At 51.7% G+C, this 15,303-nt stretch carries 21 protein-coding genes and 1 pseudogene; 1 reads left to right on the top strand and 21 read right to left on the bottom strand.

What is annotated here, in order from left to right; all coding sequences use genetic code 11:
- Positions 1-23: 23 nt before the first annotated feature.
- Complete coding sequence (locus OGX92_RS18905) at positions 24-1,055, bottom strand: IS630-like element ISEc33 family transposase (RefSeq protein WP_001395480.1); 1,032 nt, start codon at positions 1,053-1,055, stop codon at positions 24-26.
- A gap of 197 nt (positions 1,056-1,252) precedes the next feature.
- Here OGX92_RS18905 and OGX92_RS18900 point away from each other — a divergent pair, with 197 nt between their 5' ends.
- A complete protein-coding gene (locus OGX92_RS18900; RefSeq protein WP_286586957.1) occupies positions 1,253-1,555 on the top strand; it encodes a hypothetical protein in 303 nt (100 codons plus the stop codon).
- A 63-nt stretch (positions 1,556-1,618) separates the two neighbouring features.
- Here the strand turns inward: OGX92_RS18900 and OGX92_RS18895 are convergent, their stop codons facing one another.
- From OGX92_RS18895 to OGX92_RS18800, 20 genes and pseudogenes are all read right to left on the bottom strand, one after another.
- Positions 1,619-2,212, bottom strand: a complete 594-nt coding sequence (locus OGX92_RS18895) for a tail fiber assembly protein (RefSeq protein WP_286586956.1) — start codon at positions 2,210-2,212, stop codon at positions 1,619-1,621.
- The gene (locus OGX92_RS18890) at positions 2,212-2,991 is read right to left on the bottom strand and encodes an integrase (RefSeq protein WP_286586955.1); all 780 of its coding nucleotides are present in this window, start codon (positions 2,989-2,991) and stop codon (positions 2,212-2,214) included. The genes OGX92_RS18895 and OGX92_RS18890 overlap by 1 nt, the downstream gene beginning before the upstream one ends.
- An 11-nt stretch (positions 2,992-3,002) precedes the next feature.
- The gene (locus OGX92_RS18885) at positions 3,003-3,584 is read right to left on the bottom strand and encodes a YmfQ family protein (protein WP_191219871.1); all 582 of its coding nucleotides are present in this window, start codon (positions 3,582-3,584) and stop codon (positions 3,003-3,005) included.
- Positions 3,575-4,633: a baseplate J/gp47 family protein gene (locus OGX92_RS18880; protein WP_286586954.1), complete on the bottom strand. Its 1,059-nt coding sequence runs from the start codon at positions 4,631-4,633 to the stop codon at positions 3,575-3,577. Before OGX92_RS18880 ends, OGX92_RS18885 begins: the two co-directional genes overlap by 10 nt.
- On the bottom strand, positions 4,620-5,045 hold the full coding sequence (locus tag OGX92_RS18875; protein WP_122995909.1) for a phage GP46 family protein: 426 nt from the start codon (positions 5,043-5,045) through the stop codon (positions 4,620-4,622). The genes OGX92_RS18880 and OGX92_RS18875 overlap by 14 nt, the downstream gene beginning before the upstream one ends.
- A complete protein-coding gene (locus OGX92_RS18870) occupies positions 5,045-5,593 on the bottom strand; it encodes a phage baseplate assembly protein V (protein WP_134215243.1) in 549 nt (182 codons plus the stop codon). Before OGX92_RS18870 ends, OGX92_RS18875 begins: the two co-directional genes overlap by 1 nt.
- Positions 5,593-6,672 carry a phage baseplate assembly protein gene (locus OGX92_RS18865; protein ID WP_286586953.1) on the bottom strand — a complete coding sequence of 360 codons (1,080 nt, stop codon included), beginning with the start codon at positions 6,670-6,672 and terminating at the stop codon, positions 5,593-5,595. Before OGX92_RS18865 ends, OGX92_RS18870 begins: the two co-directional genes overlap by 1 nt.
- The gene (locus tag OGX92_RS18860; protein ID WP_286586952.1) at positions 6,669-7,970 is read right to left on the bottom strand and encodes a DNA circularization protein; all 1,302 of its coding nucleotides are present in this window, start codon (positions 7,968-7,970) and stop codon (positions 6,669-6,671) included. Before OGX92_RS18860 ends, OGX92_RS18865 begins: the two co-directional genes overlap by 4 nt.
- A gap of 120 nt (positions 7,971-8,090) precedes the next feature.
- Complete coding sequence (locus OGX92_RS18855; RefSeq protein ID WP_086550238.1) at positions 8,091-8,282, bottom strand: hypothetical protein; 192 nt, start codon at positions 8,280-8,282, stop codon at positions 8,091-8,093.
- Between the two features lie 109 nt (positions 8,283-8,391).
- The gene (locus tag OGX92_RS18850; RefSeq protein WP_286586951.1) at positions 8,392-10,299 is read right to left on the bottom strand and encodes a phage tail tape measure protein; all 1,908 of its coding nucleotides are present in this window, start codon (positions 10,297-10,299) and stop codon (positions 8,392-8,394) included.
- Between the two features lie 84 nt (positions 10,300-10,383).
- Positions 10,384-10,707 carry a phage tail assembly protein gene (locus OGX92_RS18845; protein WP_086550240.1) on the bottom strand — a complete coding sequence of 108 codons (324 nt, stop codon included), beginning with the start codon at positions 10,705-10,707 and terminating at the stop codon, positions 10,384-10,386.
- Positions 10,707-11,063: a phage tail tube protein gene (locus OGX92_RS18840; protein WP_234662052.1), complete on the bottom strand. Its 357-nt coding sequence runs from the start codon at positions 11,061-11,063 to the stop codon at positions 10,707-10,709. Before OGX92_RS18840 ends, OGX92_RS18845 begins: the two co-directional genes overlap by 1 nt.
- Positions 11,063-12,562 carry a phage tail sheath subtilisin-like domain-containing protein gene (locus tag OGX92_RS18835; protein ID WP_234662053.1) on the bottom strand — a complete coding sequence of 500 codons (1,500 nt, stop codon included), beginning with the start codon at positions 12,560-12,562 and terminating at the stop codon, positions 11,063-11,065. The genes OGX92_RS18840 and OGX92_RS18835 overlap by 1 nt, the downstream gene beginning before the upstream one ends.
- Complete coding sequence (locus tag OGX92_RS18830; RefSeq protein ID WP_000497746.1) at positions 12,552-12,728, bottom strand: DUF2635 domain-containing protein; 177 nt, start codon at positions 12,726-12,728, stop codon at positions 12,552-12,554. The genes OGX92_RS18835 and OGX92_RS18830 overlap by 11 nt, the downstream gene beginning before the upstream one ends.
- A gap of 8 nt (positions 12,729-12,736) precedes the next feature.
- A complete protein-coding gene (locus tag OGX92_RS18825; protein WP_286586950.1) occupies positions 12,737-13,297 on the bottom strand; it encodes a phage tail terminator protein in 561 nt (186 codons plus the stop codon).
- Positions 13,297-13,800: a hypothetical protein gene (locus OGX92_RS18820; protein WP_286586949.1), complete on the bottom strand. Its 504-nt coding sequence runs from the start codon at positions 13,798-13,800 to the stop codon at positions 13,297-13,299. Before OGX92_RS18820 ends, OGX92_RS18825 begins: the two co-directional genes overlap by 1 nt.
- Positions 13,775-14,188, bottom strand: a complete 414-nt coding sequence (locus OGX92_RS18815) for a phage head closure protein (RefSeq protein ID WP_286586948.1) — start codon at positions 14,186-14,188, stop codon at positions 13,775-13,777. Before OGX92_RS18815 ends, OGX92_RS18820 begins: the two co-directional genes overlap by 26 nt.
- A gap of 1 nt (position 14,189) precedes the next feature.
- Entirely contained in the window at positions 14,190-14,519 is a 330-nt protein-coding gene (locus OGX92_RS18810; RefSeq protein ID WP_165712289.1) for a head-tail connector protein, read from the bottom strand.
- Between the two features lie 36 nt (positions 14,520-14,555).
- A complete protein-coding gene (locus tag OGX92_RS18805; RefSeq protein ID WP_286586947.1) occupies positions 14,556-14,783 on the bottom strand; it encodes a DUF7210 family protein in 228 nt (75 codons plus the stop codon).
- Between the two features lie 46 nt (positions 14,784-14,829).
- A pseudogene (locus tag OGX92_RS18800) lies at positions 14,830-15,228 on the bottom strand (phage major capsid protein); the annotation flags it as partial.
- Positions 15,229-15,303 lie beyond the last annotated feature (75 nt).

The following is a 15,303-nucleotide window of genomic DNA, read 5'->3' as shown; positions in this document are numbered from 1 at the left end:
CTAAATAGCTGCGCCTAATACCGCTACACTTTTGCCTGACCATGTTTTCCTCCGGGGAATGGGCTGGCGGTTTCCATAAAATGGCGGACCTTTTTCAGTAACTGCCACATTGAGCGGCACTGATGATTACGGGTTATCGTGTCATGAAGTGCCTGCCATAGCCGTTCCACATGATTCACCCACGGCGAGTAAACCGGCTGGTAAATTACCCTGAACTTGGGATTTGCTTTCAACCAGCGCTGTGTTTCGCGGCTTTTATGGATAATGTAGTTATCAACGATCAGCGTGATTGTTTTCGCCCGCCGGTAAGTGGCTTTCAGGTGCTTCAGCAGAGCGATAAACAGCGCTGAACTTTTGCTGTTGCCGCCCACGTAGCTGACTTTACCCGTGCCACTGTGCAGTGCGCCGGCCAAATAGTATTTTTCGTTCTGCCCCGGCGTCACTACCCGTTTCTGCTGTCCGCGCAACTGCCAGTCCGCACCGATTTTAGGATTAAGGTGGATATCCACTTCATCTTCATAAAATACCGGATGCTCTGCGCTGCATTCATCCAGCGCTTTGTGGATTACCGCCATCTTTTCATCTTTATGTGGGTCACGGATACGCAGAGTTGGCGCGGCCCTGCGCCATACAAGCCCCGCAGATGGCAACCAGCGGCGAACGGTTCCTGCATGTAACTGGCAACCGGTTATCTCATTGATTTTTATTGCCAGTAATTCGGTGCTCCAGCGTGAACGTTGATAACCAAAATCGCCGGGAGAATGCTTTATCAGCTCACGTAACAGGGTGCAGATATGTTCAAAAGGCCAGCGTCGGGAGCGCCCTGCGGGTAAGGATTTCAGGCCTTCAATACCTGAGTGCGTAAACCAGTTAATCCAGCGACCAACGGATGAACGGGCACAACAGAGAGTTCTGGCAACATCGCTGACCCGTTCACCCCGATGAAGCATCAGCATGGCCGTGAGTCTGCGGGCATGATTTTTATCACGCGTTTTATGAATAGCTTTCTGCATCAGGCGTCGTTCGCCACGGGGTATTGGTACTATGATCGGCATCGCTCAGTCCGGTTGGTGATTTTGGTTGGTTTGGCGATTGATCAGATCGCACAATCCGGGCTGAGTTCCCTTTCAGTGATCTACTATTCCGCGCAGCTATTTAGCTACGATAAATTATCCTATTGCGTTGCCCTACGTCAGTCGCCATATCAGTATTGCTGAACACCAGGCTGTCGATACTGGCCCTACAGATAATTATGTACACGTATCAACAATTATTGGTGATCAGGTCACAAAGTCAGGATTTAAAGCGCGTTGTACGATGGCGGCAACTGGCACGCCATCATCTAGTGGTTTTTCTTGGAGGGTTTATTGTGCCCCGTCTGTTTAATCCTAATACCATGACTGAAGTAATCCCAGGGTTCCACGATATTACCGGTGCCATTGAATTGCCGGATGACAACTGGTTTTTCACAACAGATGAAATGCCGGACGGCAAAATACTCACCGTTAATAATAACGGCGAGCCTGTGATGATTGATATTATTCAGGATAATTAAGCCATTCAATGTCTGACTCACTGGCGGTGTCTACCGCTTCCAGTGCGCCGGATATCAACTGGCCTACGCCTCCGGGGGAACAGGCCAGTTAACACGCTCAGGGTCGGTTGTCACATCAACAGACTTAACTTCATTTTTATAGGTCATCCACGCCGATAGCTTAGCCCTGTTGGCGTCGCTGATTTCACCCAGCATCAATTCTGTGCGCCAGTCGAGCATTACATCATCAGCATGTTTAAGAAGTCGCTCACGCTCATTCTCTGCCTGCGTAATAGCTGCGGCATGCTGCGTTTCGGTATCAGTTACCCATTTATCACAGTCCCATATATCAAACGGTGTTGATGGTGACATAGTAGTAAAATCTGGCTTAATTTCGCCGATATAATCGACGATTTCAGCACGACCATCATTCGTTGACCAGACGGTTTGTCCGCGATGGTCTTCCTCCAGCTTCCATACCCCATCTGTAAATACGGCAACTTTGCCAGCTATATCATCGCCTGGATCAATATCGGTTGAATTACCCGGCATACTGACACCGATATTAATAAATTCATCAGACCATCCAACGTACTCATTGGTATTCGCGTCATAATAAAAGCAACGAATGTCTCCAGCATCTGTAGCTAATCCATTTTCGTCAAATACTGGTTTCATTATTTAGCCCTTACGAGAAAGTTAAATGCGATGTTACGGGAGCGGGTTTCAGCTGCGGTATTAACTACATTTGCTGCATTAAAATCGACGCGGGAAGCAAAGCCAACCCCTGAAGCAGCGCCATCAGCAGGCCCGCCAGTTGTTAACGTGAATGCTCCCGTTGCCCCCTGATTCATGTTGAATTTTGTATCAATCAATGTGCCAGTAATATTCTGCATAGCAAAACTTTGCGCTGAAAGAAGGGCTCGCCCGGCATCCACTCCGCGTCCGTCATCCCATGTACGAATAAATTCCCCGCGAGATTCTGTAAGTTTCAGGCTGGGTATTACCTTTGCAAGTTTCGGGTACGTGGCTGCTGAAAAAGTCGCGTCGTTCCACTTAAGAAACACCATATCAGACCACTCATCCATGACTGTATTGGGCATCGCTGCTGATGGCCAGAAGAACGGAATTCCTATCGGTGGTGCGCCTGCTCCCAAACGAAGGTTTGAGAGAGCCTCTGCAATTGCTGCAGCTCCGTCTGCTTTAATATCTGCAAAAGGATGTGCGCGGCTTAGCATCAGCGCTTTCAGTGCAGTCAGTAACTGGTTATGTTTTGATTTTTCCAGGTTAACGCCGGTTGCTTCGACCACTCCCGCCAGTTCCTCCTGCAACATGTCGAAATAGTTGTCATCCAAATCAGTGGCAGGCGTTCCTGTTTGCGGGTTTCCACGGGTAAAGCCGTTCTTGCCCGCGCCGAATTTATCTTTCTGCGCAGTAGGTGTGTCAATACGATGCATAATGTCTCCGGTTACGGATATTTGAAGATTACGTAGGTATGGGACGGGCAGAGTTTATTGATCACGCATTCAGCTACCGTATCACCCCAGTAACGAATCGGTGTTTCACAATTGTCCGAGCAGGTCATCCAGTTGGCATCCGTTGAAGCAGGCATATTAACCTGCCAGTAATAACGCCATTCCGTTGAATAAGTCGCATCCATACACGACGACGTACACTTGAAAGGTCCCTTGTTATAGCGTGTGATAGTGGCGCCAGGCTTCCCCAGTGCAGCCAGCTGACGAAGATAGAAATCTTCGTTGATTCCTCCGGTAAGATTAACTTTTGCGTCCAGCCGCTGCTGTCTCTGCCGTAACGTCTGGGTTCCTGAAGGAATGCATTCATCAGGCAGACCGCAGCACCGCTCCCATCGGTCAATAAGTTCTGCTGTAGTACGCGGATCAAGCTCCAGCATGAGTTCATCAACACGCTGATGCGCCCTGAACAAAGAAGGAGCTACGCCACTTATTGCAACATCGTCAACTGACCATGCAGGCCCTGGTGGAAGCAGCGCACTCAGTAATTGGACATAATCGTCATTACTCACACCCACGTTATTACCCCCAGTACAGCCAGTTCATTTTTTGCAACTGGCGTATCAACTGTTGGAGAAAGTAGCTTATGGCTGTACTCACCGGCAGCTATAGAAATCGCCTCGTTTGTACGGGACAGTTCAAGCGTCCCTTCCGGATAGCCGTCACGCAGCAGGAATGAACGAAGCTCGGCCTCAACTGCGGCGCGTATTTCAGGAGTATCCGGGTTCAGGTCAATGGTGTAGTTGACTGTTTTTGGCGTCCCCTTAAATACATAGAGGTCTGAACCCGCTACGGGTGCAAACGGTTCAATATGTGCCTGAGCTGCAGCCACTGTTGCATCATCAAGAATCGGGTTAATCAGGTCGCTACTGGCAATCATAACGCCAACCGTTCCCGTCCCCATCCAGTGCCGGTAAGTCCACACTCGCGTTACGCCAGGCACTTCTTTTGCCCAGACAACATAATCTCCGTCAGCGCCGCCTTGCGGGGTCCAGTAGTAGCGCTCCAGAACACGGGCACGCCAGACCTCAAGGTCTTCAATATCAAAACCGCCAGCGATCGCATCGGCCATGCCACCAGAAGGAAGTCCGTTAACCGGCGTAACCAGTGAGAGCGTCTCACCATCATCCATACTTCCGGTCGTACCTGTCACGCTGCAGGCAACGGGTACACGAAGCACGCCACCAGCACTCGTTGCATCTGCCTGGGCGATGTACTTGACGAGATCGTCACGCTGAATTACCGAGCCGGCGCTCACCTTCAGCCCGTTCGTTACGCCATCCCATCGCATAAAGCCTGATGCGGCCACGGCATCTTTTCTCGGGCATCGCTTCATAGCAGCATGCCGATAAAGCCATGACTCATCGCAAAGGTCAGGCAGCATATTCATCGCCAGATAATCGATATAACCATAAACCGTATGCAGCGCCCCAGCATAAACCTTGGCCCTGACATCTTCATCCATGCGGCGAAGTTCATCATTGATGTCAAGTCGTGCAAAAAGGTCGGTGCGGATCATGCTGATGTTTTCGGCCAGCGTTGGCCGCTGAAATTCACTGTCCGCCATTTGCAATCACGCTCCAGAAATCGTTAAAAGAAATTGTTACCGGACCATCCCGGCGCCACAGAACAATGCTGTTTCCCAGTTCATTGATACCGGTTCGCTGTACATCGATATCTACCCTGGACACAACACCGTCATCGAGCATCCACTGAAGGGATTCACGGATATACGTTCGCACCGTGTTCACCAGTGCGTTGGTGAGCTTGCTCCGTTGTAAAAGCCATAGCTTTGACCCATACCGATCGTTAGCCACCATCGGCCAGGTATCTCCCCACCACCCCATCGGTACATCAGCATTGTCGTCAGGGTCTGCACGCCGGTGAGTGAATAATGAAATCACTACAGCGCGGGTGAGCGGATCAAGCTGAGAACTGTCACATACTCGTTTCCCATTTACCGTAAGCCAGAGTTCCATCACGCCCCCATTTGTTTATCAGGTGCATCGGTGTTATTGCCCTGCCCGTTTTCTCTGTGTTTATGCCCGTTATAAGCAATACGCATCGCCGACATTGTCTGGCCAGAAGTATCACAGAGGTCTTTGATCTGGCCCGTTGACTCAATGTCCATTTCAAAGCGGGCTTTAGGCGCGTTTTTAAACGTAATCACCTTGCCACCGCCATCAACAACAATCCCGGCGTGTGTCAGCATGACTGACTGCCCCTGGTCATCGTAGAGAGCGACCTCCCCCGTTTTGAGCCCCTTCATGCGATAGCGACGATCAGACACAGTGATCGCAACGGCGTGAGAACGGTCGCCGTCAGGAAACAGAACAACAGCCTCAGCACCCGCTTTTGCACGAGAAGTGAAGCCATAGGGTTCAAGGTGCTCAATGCCCGCCTTTTGCTGCCCAGCCAGTAACTCAACATCTATCATCTGGCACTTAGAAGCCGCGTTGATACTCTTCACAACAGCGCGTCCAATGAGTCCCAGAACCTGCCTCTGAAGGCTTTGCATTACTCCCATCAGAACGGGTCCTCTTTGACTTTGCGTTTTTTAGCACGCTTCTGACTGCTCTCTTCGGGCTCAGGAAGATAGGCATCCGGCGGCCCGACGCGTAACTCTGTCAGGGTGCCGTTATTGTCTTTAGTGAATGAGACTTCAGAGATCAGGAGTTCACGGTTGTTAAAGCCGCAGATCGGATCGAAAACAATAACCCGCTGGTTTGGTTGCCACAGTGAACCGTCACCCTGCCGCCAGCCCCACACGGTGTATGTGGTTTCATCGGTACGTGCAGCTCGCTGGCGCGCCTCGAATTCAGCACGCGCAATGCAACTGGCTCCTGTTGACTGCCCCGTCTGCTGTACTGCCATTGGACGATAGCGGCCAATTGATGCGTCTGTTGTTTTTGCACGAAGCGCCGTTGTGGTAGCAGCGCCAAAATCATCATCATTTCCGGCGCGCTGCCCCGAGACCTGGTAGGTTGAAAAACGTTCACGGATGCTTTTCTCTGTATCGCAGGAAATAACGTTTTTACCCAGCACCAGAGCTGTATGAGCGCGCGTGGTACCAATGCCGCCGATAACCAGCCTTCCACGCGGATCGTCGTAGGCCAGCGCCTGCTGTTGTCCAAGCATCTTGTTCAGGACTTCAATAACCGTTTCACCGTGGTCGGGTTGCACGCCGGGAATAACACCACCCGGCGCGCCAGCATTTATCACCGCAATGCCAAAAGGTCTGGCAAGCGCCGAGGCAACCTGAACGAGTGATTGCGCATTGAATTGAGTCGACTCAGCAGCACAATCAATCAGATCGGCGGTCAGACTACGCCCGCTAATTCCGACACTAATTGATCGCGCATCATAGCGAACCGGCGTTGCTTCAACCCAACCGGTAACCACCAGGTCATCACCGATTAGAACCTCAACCTTGTCGCCGTTTTTAACCCTGGGCTGAAGTGACGCAATACCATCACCACCGGGCCACTGCCGGGTAATCTCTACACTAAAATCTCGGGCCAAACGCTCAATCCCGGCACCAATACGAATCGACGTCCAGCCACCCCACTCACGACCGTTAACACGGAGAGTTACGTTATCTTTCATCGTACAGGAACCCTCAGCGGAGATACCGGCACAAAGCCCGGGTGAGCCACAGCATTACGCCTGACAATGTCAGACTCCCGTGAAGCGTTATCGAACCAGGTTGCTGCCAGAACCAGTGCAGGAGTTACCTCATCAGGCGTTCTGATAACGGTCTTTTGGGTCTGTATCAGGCGGTGTTTTATGTCGTTGTTAAGATCAGACTTCACTCTGCGCAAAGCCAGAAACAAACGATCATCGGTCGTGCGGGATAGTTCTTTATCAATAGCAGTATTCAGCGTGTCACGGATATCGACCAGATCATCCCATGCAGGCACGTCGACAACTGTCGCTTCATCAGGAGCATTATTCAGCTCAGGATGAGTAACAGAAGGCCAGCCAGTGGACTGCTGGCTTTGCTCGCTTGTCGTGACAACTGGCGCGGGTAACGTCGTGATGGCATAAGCCGCTTCGCTTATTGCTGTTGTGCGAATCGCACTGGCAACATAATTACTTTGATGTTTCTGGTTCTGCGTCGTCTTGCTGTCCGTTTTCCATACGCCACGCGGTGCCAAATCACTCCCCATGGAGATACCTGAAAAGTTTTTAATCATTGTGAATAGGTCGCTGGCATTACCAGAGAGCCGATTCCCCGAACGCCACATTGTCTGCAACTTGTCAACGAAGCCCTTGCCTGAAGATGGCGGCGGGAGCAGAACAGAGATATCCCCCTGCATTAACCGTGCGGCGGCGGAAATACCAGAATCGACCATCGCCATTTTGTCAGAGACATAGCCAAGCATGCTGGTCGCATCGTCAATCACACCGTTCTGAACGAAATCAGGCATGCCGTCCATACCGAACTTCTCAAAGTTATCGCTAATACAGTCATCAAGGGCAGAACAGGAGGAAACAAGCGTATTGGCCGTTGCTGCCCCGGAAGTCGGATAAGTAAGTTCGCCGGCTTCAACAAAACGCAGGTCAAAACGCACCATGCGTCCTTCACTGCTTGATGTGCTTACGTTGATCTCACCGTCAACACAGACGCTCATCTCACCATATGCCGGATGAACAAGCGTCCCCGGACCCGGCTTATTAAGCGCTTCTATCAATCTGTCTCGTTGTTCGAAACAATCGTCGCCGACGACATAGGCGGTGATATTTGGCCGGAAGGTGACCTTACCGAGATCTTCGGTGTAGGGTTTATCGCGGTTGGGGTAGTCGTGTGTTTCAACTCGACGGCCAACCGCCGCCCCTTCACCTTCGAACTTAAATGGTACGCCACGGAATGACGCATCCTGAAGTCTGTCTTTCCACGCCATATAAACTCCGGGCATTAAAAAACCCGCCGAAGCGGGTTAAATTATCGATATGGGAATTCACATATCGCCTGTATGGTAGCCAAAACCGGAAACGATGCTTATACCTAACTCACGTCCCGCTCAGTCCACGGCAGAAGTTATTTCATGATGCAACGAGCGTTCCTGCCAGACAATCCAGGCAACCGCTGCCTCCCATGATATATATCCGTTATCGCCATTTGTCGCCCGGCGGAGATCAACTGCATCGCCAAACCTTTCAATGATGAATTTTTCAAATTCTGTGCGTTTTTCTTCGTCGTGCGTTGAATCCATGTTCTCCCCAGCGGCATCCTGATCATCGCTCTGATTGCATAAAAAATAGCATACCCGTTAGGGTGTGGAAAACCCACTCTGGCGGGTTACACTGAACATGACAGATGGGTTAACTATCTCTGCTAAAGCGACTGTATCCCACATCATAAGAAAGCCACGGTGTCGCACTTCCGGCAGGTGTCGCAACGCGCATTCCTGGAGGCGCATTATCGAAAGACACGTTAAGTTCGCTACGCTGCGTCTGTGGGGATTGCGCCCGATCCATAACGGCACCGGGCCTCAGTAGTGGAACCGCGGGTTGATAGTTATCCCTGGTCGTCTGTCCGCCAAACATTTCCCTTTGCTGCTTGTTGTTATACCAGCCGCCTGAATTCCAGCGATTCTTCAGGGAATCCCAGAATGAGTCGGTATGATCGGCCTCTTTTGCCGCATCGGCGATTTCCTTGAGTTGCTCAAACATATAAATGGCAACCCCTATCTGAACTGTCGTGGCTCCCAGCATGGCGATTTTCCCAAGAACACCCGATAGCTGACTGGCGAGAGCAAAGGCTGTACGCAGCGAACCGATGGTTTTCACTGCAAATGCACCAGTCATGTACATCCCAATACCACCCAGTACAGTTTCCCACCCTCCCATTACCTGTGCGACATTATCCACCTCCAGCCAGACAGATTTGATCACCGGTGCGACATCATCCCAGTTCTCGATAATGAGCAGAGCGCCTCCTGCCAGTGCCGCAATTGCCAGTTTTGCGGGCGAAAGATTGATAACGCTATTCAGTATCCGGAAGGCACGAGAAAGAACGCCAACGGCCCCGCCAGCCACAATGAGTGCCGCACCGAATTTCGCGACTGACTTCACCATCTCTGGGTTTTCTCTTACCAGTTCGCGGACATGCTCCAGCCACGGCATCACAGCTTCGGCGGCCTCGTTGATAACCGGAAGAAAGGTATCCCCCAGCGTGACAGAAATGGCGTTAACACTGTTTCTCAGCAGGGTTAACTGGTTTTCAGTGGTAGCCGCACGAGAAGCATATTCCTTTTGCATCGAGCCACCGTACTGCTGGGCGTCTGCCACTCGCTCAAAGTTGATACGCAGCAGGTCCATATTGGTGAGAAGCGGTGCTATCGCACCAGCAGACTCACTGCCAAACAACATATTCATTGCCGCAGCCTGCTTTTCTTTCGGGATTTTTGATATCCCGTCAAGCACCTTCAGCATCGTGCCTTTCGAATCTTTCTGCATATCTGCAGCCAGCTTTTTCGGGTCAATCTTCAGCGCAGCAAGAACCGTCCTCTGCGCTTTGGTTGCCGCGCCGCCTGACGTTAAGGCTTTCATGAAGTTTTTGATGCCCGTTGCAGCAATTTCTGGCTCCACACCCATACCGGCAATCGTTGCACCTAATGCTGCAATTTCCCCCGAAGCAACTCCCGCAATCTCACCAAGAGGTCCAATTCGGGTCACAATCTCTGATATTTTTCCGGCATTTGCTGGCCCGGTATTCCCCAGATAGTTAATTTTATCAGCCAGAACAACCACATCATCCTGGGTCAGTTTAAACGCCGTTCGCCACTGCGCCATCATCTGACCAGACTCTTCAGCGGTGGTGTCAAACGCCACGCCCATTTTTACCGCGTCGCTGGCAAACTGCATTAGATCGCTTCGCGCGATGCCCGCCTGACCACCTGCCGCGACGATCTCTGCAATCCCTTCCGCTGCCATCGGTAACTGAGTGGAGAGCGTCAGGATATCATCGCTCATTGCGGCAAATGCGTTCCTGTCGTCCAGACCGTCAACAACCTTGCGGATGTCAGCCATCTTCGACTCAAAACCCATCGCCGCAGTAACAGGCATAGCCAGCGCACCGAGAATGGCCGCCCCGGCAGCGGTAGCGGCCACTGACAGTCCGGCCATTTCCTTCTGAAATCCCTTTAACTTTTTCTGCATTCCCTTCATTGGCCCAGACAACCGGTCAACGGCGGTAATAATCGCTTTTAGTTGAAAGTCATCAGCCATGTTTTATTTCCTCGTTGATGCGAACAGCCTCTGACTCCAGCGTCAGGAACTCAGAAATCGCCGTCCGCCGGAGATCAAGAGGGTTTATTCGCCAGAAGTAAGCGGTGTTGTAGAAGCGTTGTCGGAGGTTTGCTCCGTCCCCGATCGGGTAAAAAAATTCAGGATCAACATGCAGGCTTTAAAAATATCAAGCTTAGCCATCTGCGCTGCAGAAGAACGGGGGATCCCGGCAAGTAAAGGGATGTATTTCAGCGAAACAGCGCTGTCCAGTCTGACACCACCATCCGCAGATACTGTAAACGGAAATCCCACGCCCTCTATTTCGTCATATGTGGGTTCCCGTAACTCCAGTACATGGAGATCTTCACCATGAGCTTTAACCGGTTTGCTGAGTTTGAGTTCTTTCATTACTGGTAATCCCCTTCTTCACCGTGGAATTCAAGATCCGCCGTACCTTCTTCGGCGTTGTGGTTTGCTTCACCGTGCAGCCAGGCTGACGACAGGACATAAACCTGACCGTTTGCCAGTTCGGCTGTAATGGTCATCTGGTCTGAGGTAGTGACCTTGTTGACCGGAAAATCTTTCGGCACTTTAAAGGTGCCTTTGATATAGGGCGCGCGGTGGGTTTCTTTACGATCCACCGAGCCATCAAGGCCAATGACATCATCATTGACCTTCGTGTTCATCGGCACCTCAATACCGCCGGTCATGGATAATTGCTGACCATCAATTCTGAAATAACAGGTACCTGCAATGCGCGCCATTATGCGGACTCCTCTTGATACTGAAGGCGGAACTGGTTAACGACCGCAAACACTCGCAGCTGGTTAACATAGTCAGGCGGGAACAGAGTGTTGATACGGTTTGGGTTTGTCGCGTCGCGTTCAACCTTCAGGTATTGCTTGAACAGGTCGTAATTTTCAACGATCCCGGCGCGCTCCATTTGGCGGTAGGTTGCCAGAAGCTCACCTTTGATAACCGCCGGAGTAACAATCGCCTGACCGGGGCCAAAACGGGTACCATCGTTTGCCAGTTTGTGGCGACCATATTTGCTGGTTATAACTGACTTCAGCTTACGCAGAACGTATGCGCTGGTATGCAGCGTCTCACTATCGAGATAGCTGTTATCTGCAACGCCGTAGGCGTTTTTCTTGTACGTAGTAACGTCGCGCTGAATGCGCAGCGTACCGCTTTCAACGTATGACGTTGCAATACCATGCGATAGCAGAGACTGCTGTTCGGTCATCGTGAAGCGTTTGCCCTTCGGCGCTGGCAGCATATCTACGAGTTCACCCGTTTGCGTTGGACGCGCTGGATCGTTACGGATAAAGACGGCATTGCGCGCTGTTCGGCTGGATGCAAGTTCGTCCGCCGGGGTCTGAGTTTCTTTCTCGTACCCGGCCAGGGTGATGTGCTGTTGGTTAAGCTGATCACCTGCGGCAACCAGATCAGAAAGCGTTCCGAGTTTTGCGGTATAAACGTGGCCATAAAGCTGGCGCGCATAGCTCCAGCGACCGCTGGTATCGTTCATTTCGCTGACAAATGCATTCACCGAAGCCAAATCGCTGAACGGATGACCAATATAATCAAACGGCTCATCGGCCATGGCGGCAATAGCACCGTTGAGTACCGGAGCCCCCGTTCCGGCAGTGTCTGCAGCGACGGCTACAGCTATGCCTGCGGGCAAAACTTCCCCGCCACCGTACCCGTAATAATTCAGAACCACGGGGATGTCATTCCCGCTCAGACCTTTGTGACGCGCTGTCAGAGTGACCACGCCAGCAGCAGACGAAGCGATAACCGGCAATGTCGGATCAGCATTGATTGCATCTTTAATGCCCGATGCCACAGCCTCAACATCATCACCGCTTACAACTGCTGCCTGAATACGAGTACGCCCGACATAAACATTCACCGTGCCGCTCTCAGTTGCTGCGCCTGTTACGGTCAGGGTATACGTGGCCGCCACTCCTGCTGCTGGCTCAGGGACAGCAATGATGTAAAGCTCACCAAAAGGATCGGTTTTGCGGTACGCAGCAACCATGCGCGCAAGCTGACTACCGGGGCCACAAATCTGCTTTGCGTAATCAGCGGAGGGCATCAGTACCAGCGAATCAGGCTCAATTGCCGCACCGGTATTTGCGTGCCCCAGCAGCAACGACGGCGCTGATTCCTGACTTGTATTTGCCGCCGAATTATCCATCTCAGCATAAAACAGTGGCACCAGCGTATTTGCCGGGATAGTGCTGAAACTAACGGTCATTGGTTTCCACCTTTTTTTGTTTAACTTTGTTCACGCGCCTGATATCGCCAGCGGCTTCCCGGCGCAGCCAGTAGCTGCTTTCTTCAACATTTCGCCCTTCAACAGGCAAAAGGTCACCTCGGGCAGGGTCATGTACTGACCGCCCTTTTTGGGGTTTTACAAACATGGTTTTCCTCAGGAGGGGAGAGTTATCTCTGTGTGATGTTCGGGCTTCCCGTCGGGGCCATGTCCCGGATCGATAAAATCAACATCAATCGCCAGCTTTTTAAAATCATCCAGATCGTTCAGTTCATCCTGCTGGCGAGTGTCATCTTCTGAAAGCTCTTTCAACACAGAGAAGTCGAACTGGTAGCTCAGTTCATGCCGGTTCACATCAAGCAGCGTGCCGCCTGCATAGGTGATCGGGTTTCCACGCTCTTCAGGATTCCAGCCCAGGAGCGCTTTAAACAGTGACTGTCGTACATCGTGAACAACATCATATGAGGCAAACTGACCGCGCTCATCCCTGCCATTGCTGACAAACACAATGACGGCAAACCCTTCGGTTAAATCCTGCCAGTAGTCAGTCTGGCTCTTCTGTTCCCCTGGCGAATCATCTCCGGGAACAACATAAGCCGCCGGCAGTTTCATCTTTCCGACTTCCGGTAAATCCTTAAACTGGGCTGCGCCAGCAACACGGTTTTCAAAGATGGGGCAACGTGCCCGCAGTGCAGCAATAATTGGGGCCAGTTTCATCAGCGTCGTTTCTCCGGTTTGAGTGAGAGCCGCAATTCACGCGCAAGGTAATAGCGCGTCCACGGGTTGTTTTTGTTGAGTGTCTCAACCATAAAATTATTACGCGGAGCCAGCCGCCAGCCGCTACCACCAGAAGCGCCACGGTGATGACTGCGCCGACGTTTTGCGCCACCGCGTACACCGAAAAACAGGAAAGCCGGATAGAAATCGCCCTTAATCAGCCGGTTTCCGTGTCCGTTCCGCTGGTTTGGTGCAATTTTAGTCATAAAGCCAGGACGCTTCTTACTGGCCTTTGGCACCATATAACCAATGGATTTTGCCAGCCGCCCCGTCTGATATCCGGGGTTTTCCCCGGGCTCAGAGCGACCGCGCCGCATGACCAGACGGCGTGCATCGCGCATATGACGCTGACCAATAGTGATAAATGCCCGCCGGACACGCGAGCGGTTAAAGCGCATTTCGTTCGGCTGCTGAAAATCAACGTGAAAAAAGGGTCCCGTCACTGGAAATACCTCCGCTATTTTCTGTAAATGACCCCAGTTCGGTGCACTCAAGAAGCAGAAATCGCCGTTTACTGTTTAGATCGCGAACACGTTTCACGCGGTACACCTCGTCACCATTAGCCACCTCAAAATCAGTGGTAATCCCACGACGCCAGCGAATGGTGATGTAATGTGTGATAGCGTTATCCGTCTGCGCCGTTTCCTGGTATGTGGTGGCACTGGTTTGCAGCACCTTTGCCCATGCGTTGAATGAAACCGGGTATTCAGGCTCGGTACCGAAATCATCAGCAGGAACATCCACTCTTTCCCTGAGAACCACTCGCTGATCAAGTTCCCCGGGATCAGGCATGGTATAGAGGGCGCTGGTATTAGTTGACCGTCTCTTCATACTAAAAACCCGATACTGGTAACCGCCGTGGGTATAACAGAAATTCAAAAGCCTGAGGAGTCTCTGACATTTCCAGTTCTGATACTGAACTTCTATTTTCATACCAGTGACTGATTAGCATCAGCATCCCCAGCTTGATATCATTGGTAAGGGTTATGCCGTCATCATCAGTGTCAGGAATTACGTCTTTTGTTGGGTAAAGATTACGATTCAGATAGGTTGTAGCCTTTGCTTCCGCAGCTTCACCAAGCAGGGTCAGTAGCATATCCTCGTCCGTAAAATCCACCTCAAGACGGCACTGTTCTTTTATTTCTGGAAGCGTAAGTAACATCCTGCCCCCTTATTTTTTATCCGTTCGTTTTTTGGCCTACTCTGCCTGCTCTGCCTGCTCTGCCTGCTCTGCCTGCTCTGCCTGCTCTGCCTGCTCTGCCTGCTCTGCCTGCTCTGCCTGCTCTGCAGGAGTATCCTCGCTCACACATTCCGCATAACCTTTTCTGATCAGCTCCCGGCCATGCTGCTCCAGCGTTTCAAACTCGCTACCTTCAGTCTGTACAGTACCGTTGAAATAAACCGGTTTAAGGGATCGCATTTTCATTTCGGTTTCCTCAGGGTGAAAGCGGCCAGAAGGCCGCTGTTATGAATTACACGCCGCCAGGCGCAGGTGCTGTAAAGGAGCCATAGATAAACGCCTCCGGGCGTTTTACCGCCAGCGCCAGACGCTCTTCACAGCGGATCGAAATCATGTTTTTCTCGAAGTCGTCGGCGTTCTCTGTGGAGATAACCACGTTCGCATCTTCACGGTCGAAGATCTGCGCTCCAGCGTTGAATGCGCCTGTCAGGAATTTACCCTGGAAGGCAGCAGCTTCGGTGGCAACAACCGGCAGTCCCCAAAGTGTCGGTCCCGCCAGTGCCGCAGGGTTCGCCAGGATATAGCGACCCAGACTGTCTTTAGTCAGCTCAATCTTCGCCCAGTCAATGAAGTGCAGAACGTGACCGGAAGCCGGGAAGCGTGCCAGTTGCGCCTGCAGCATCGCCAGGCGGGTGATGCTGCCAACTTACTGATTTAGTGTATGATGGTGTTTTTGAGGTGCTCCAGTGGCTTCTGTTTCTATCAG

Source organism: Citrobacter sp. Cpo089, assembly GCF_030332695.1.
GTDB classification, from domain to species: domain Bacteria; phylum Pseudomonadota; class Gammaproteobacteria; order Enterobacterales; family Enterobacteriaceae; genus Citrobacter; species Citrobacter portucalensis.
The sequence above is the reverse complement of the archived record's forward strand: the minus strand, read 5'-3'. Positions and strand labels throughout refer to the sequence as shown.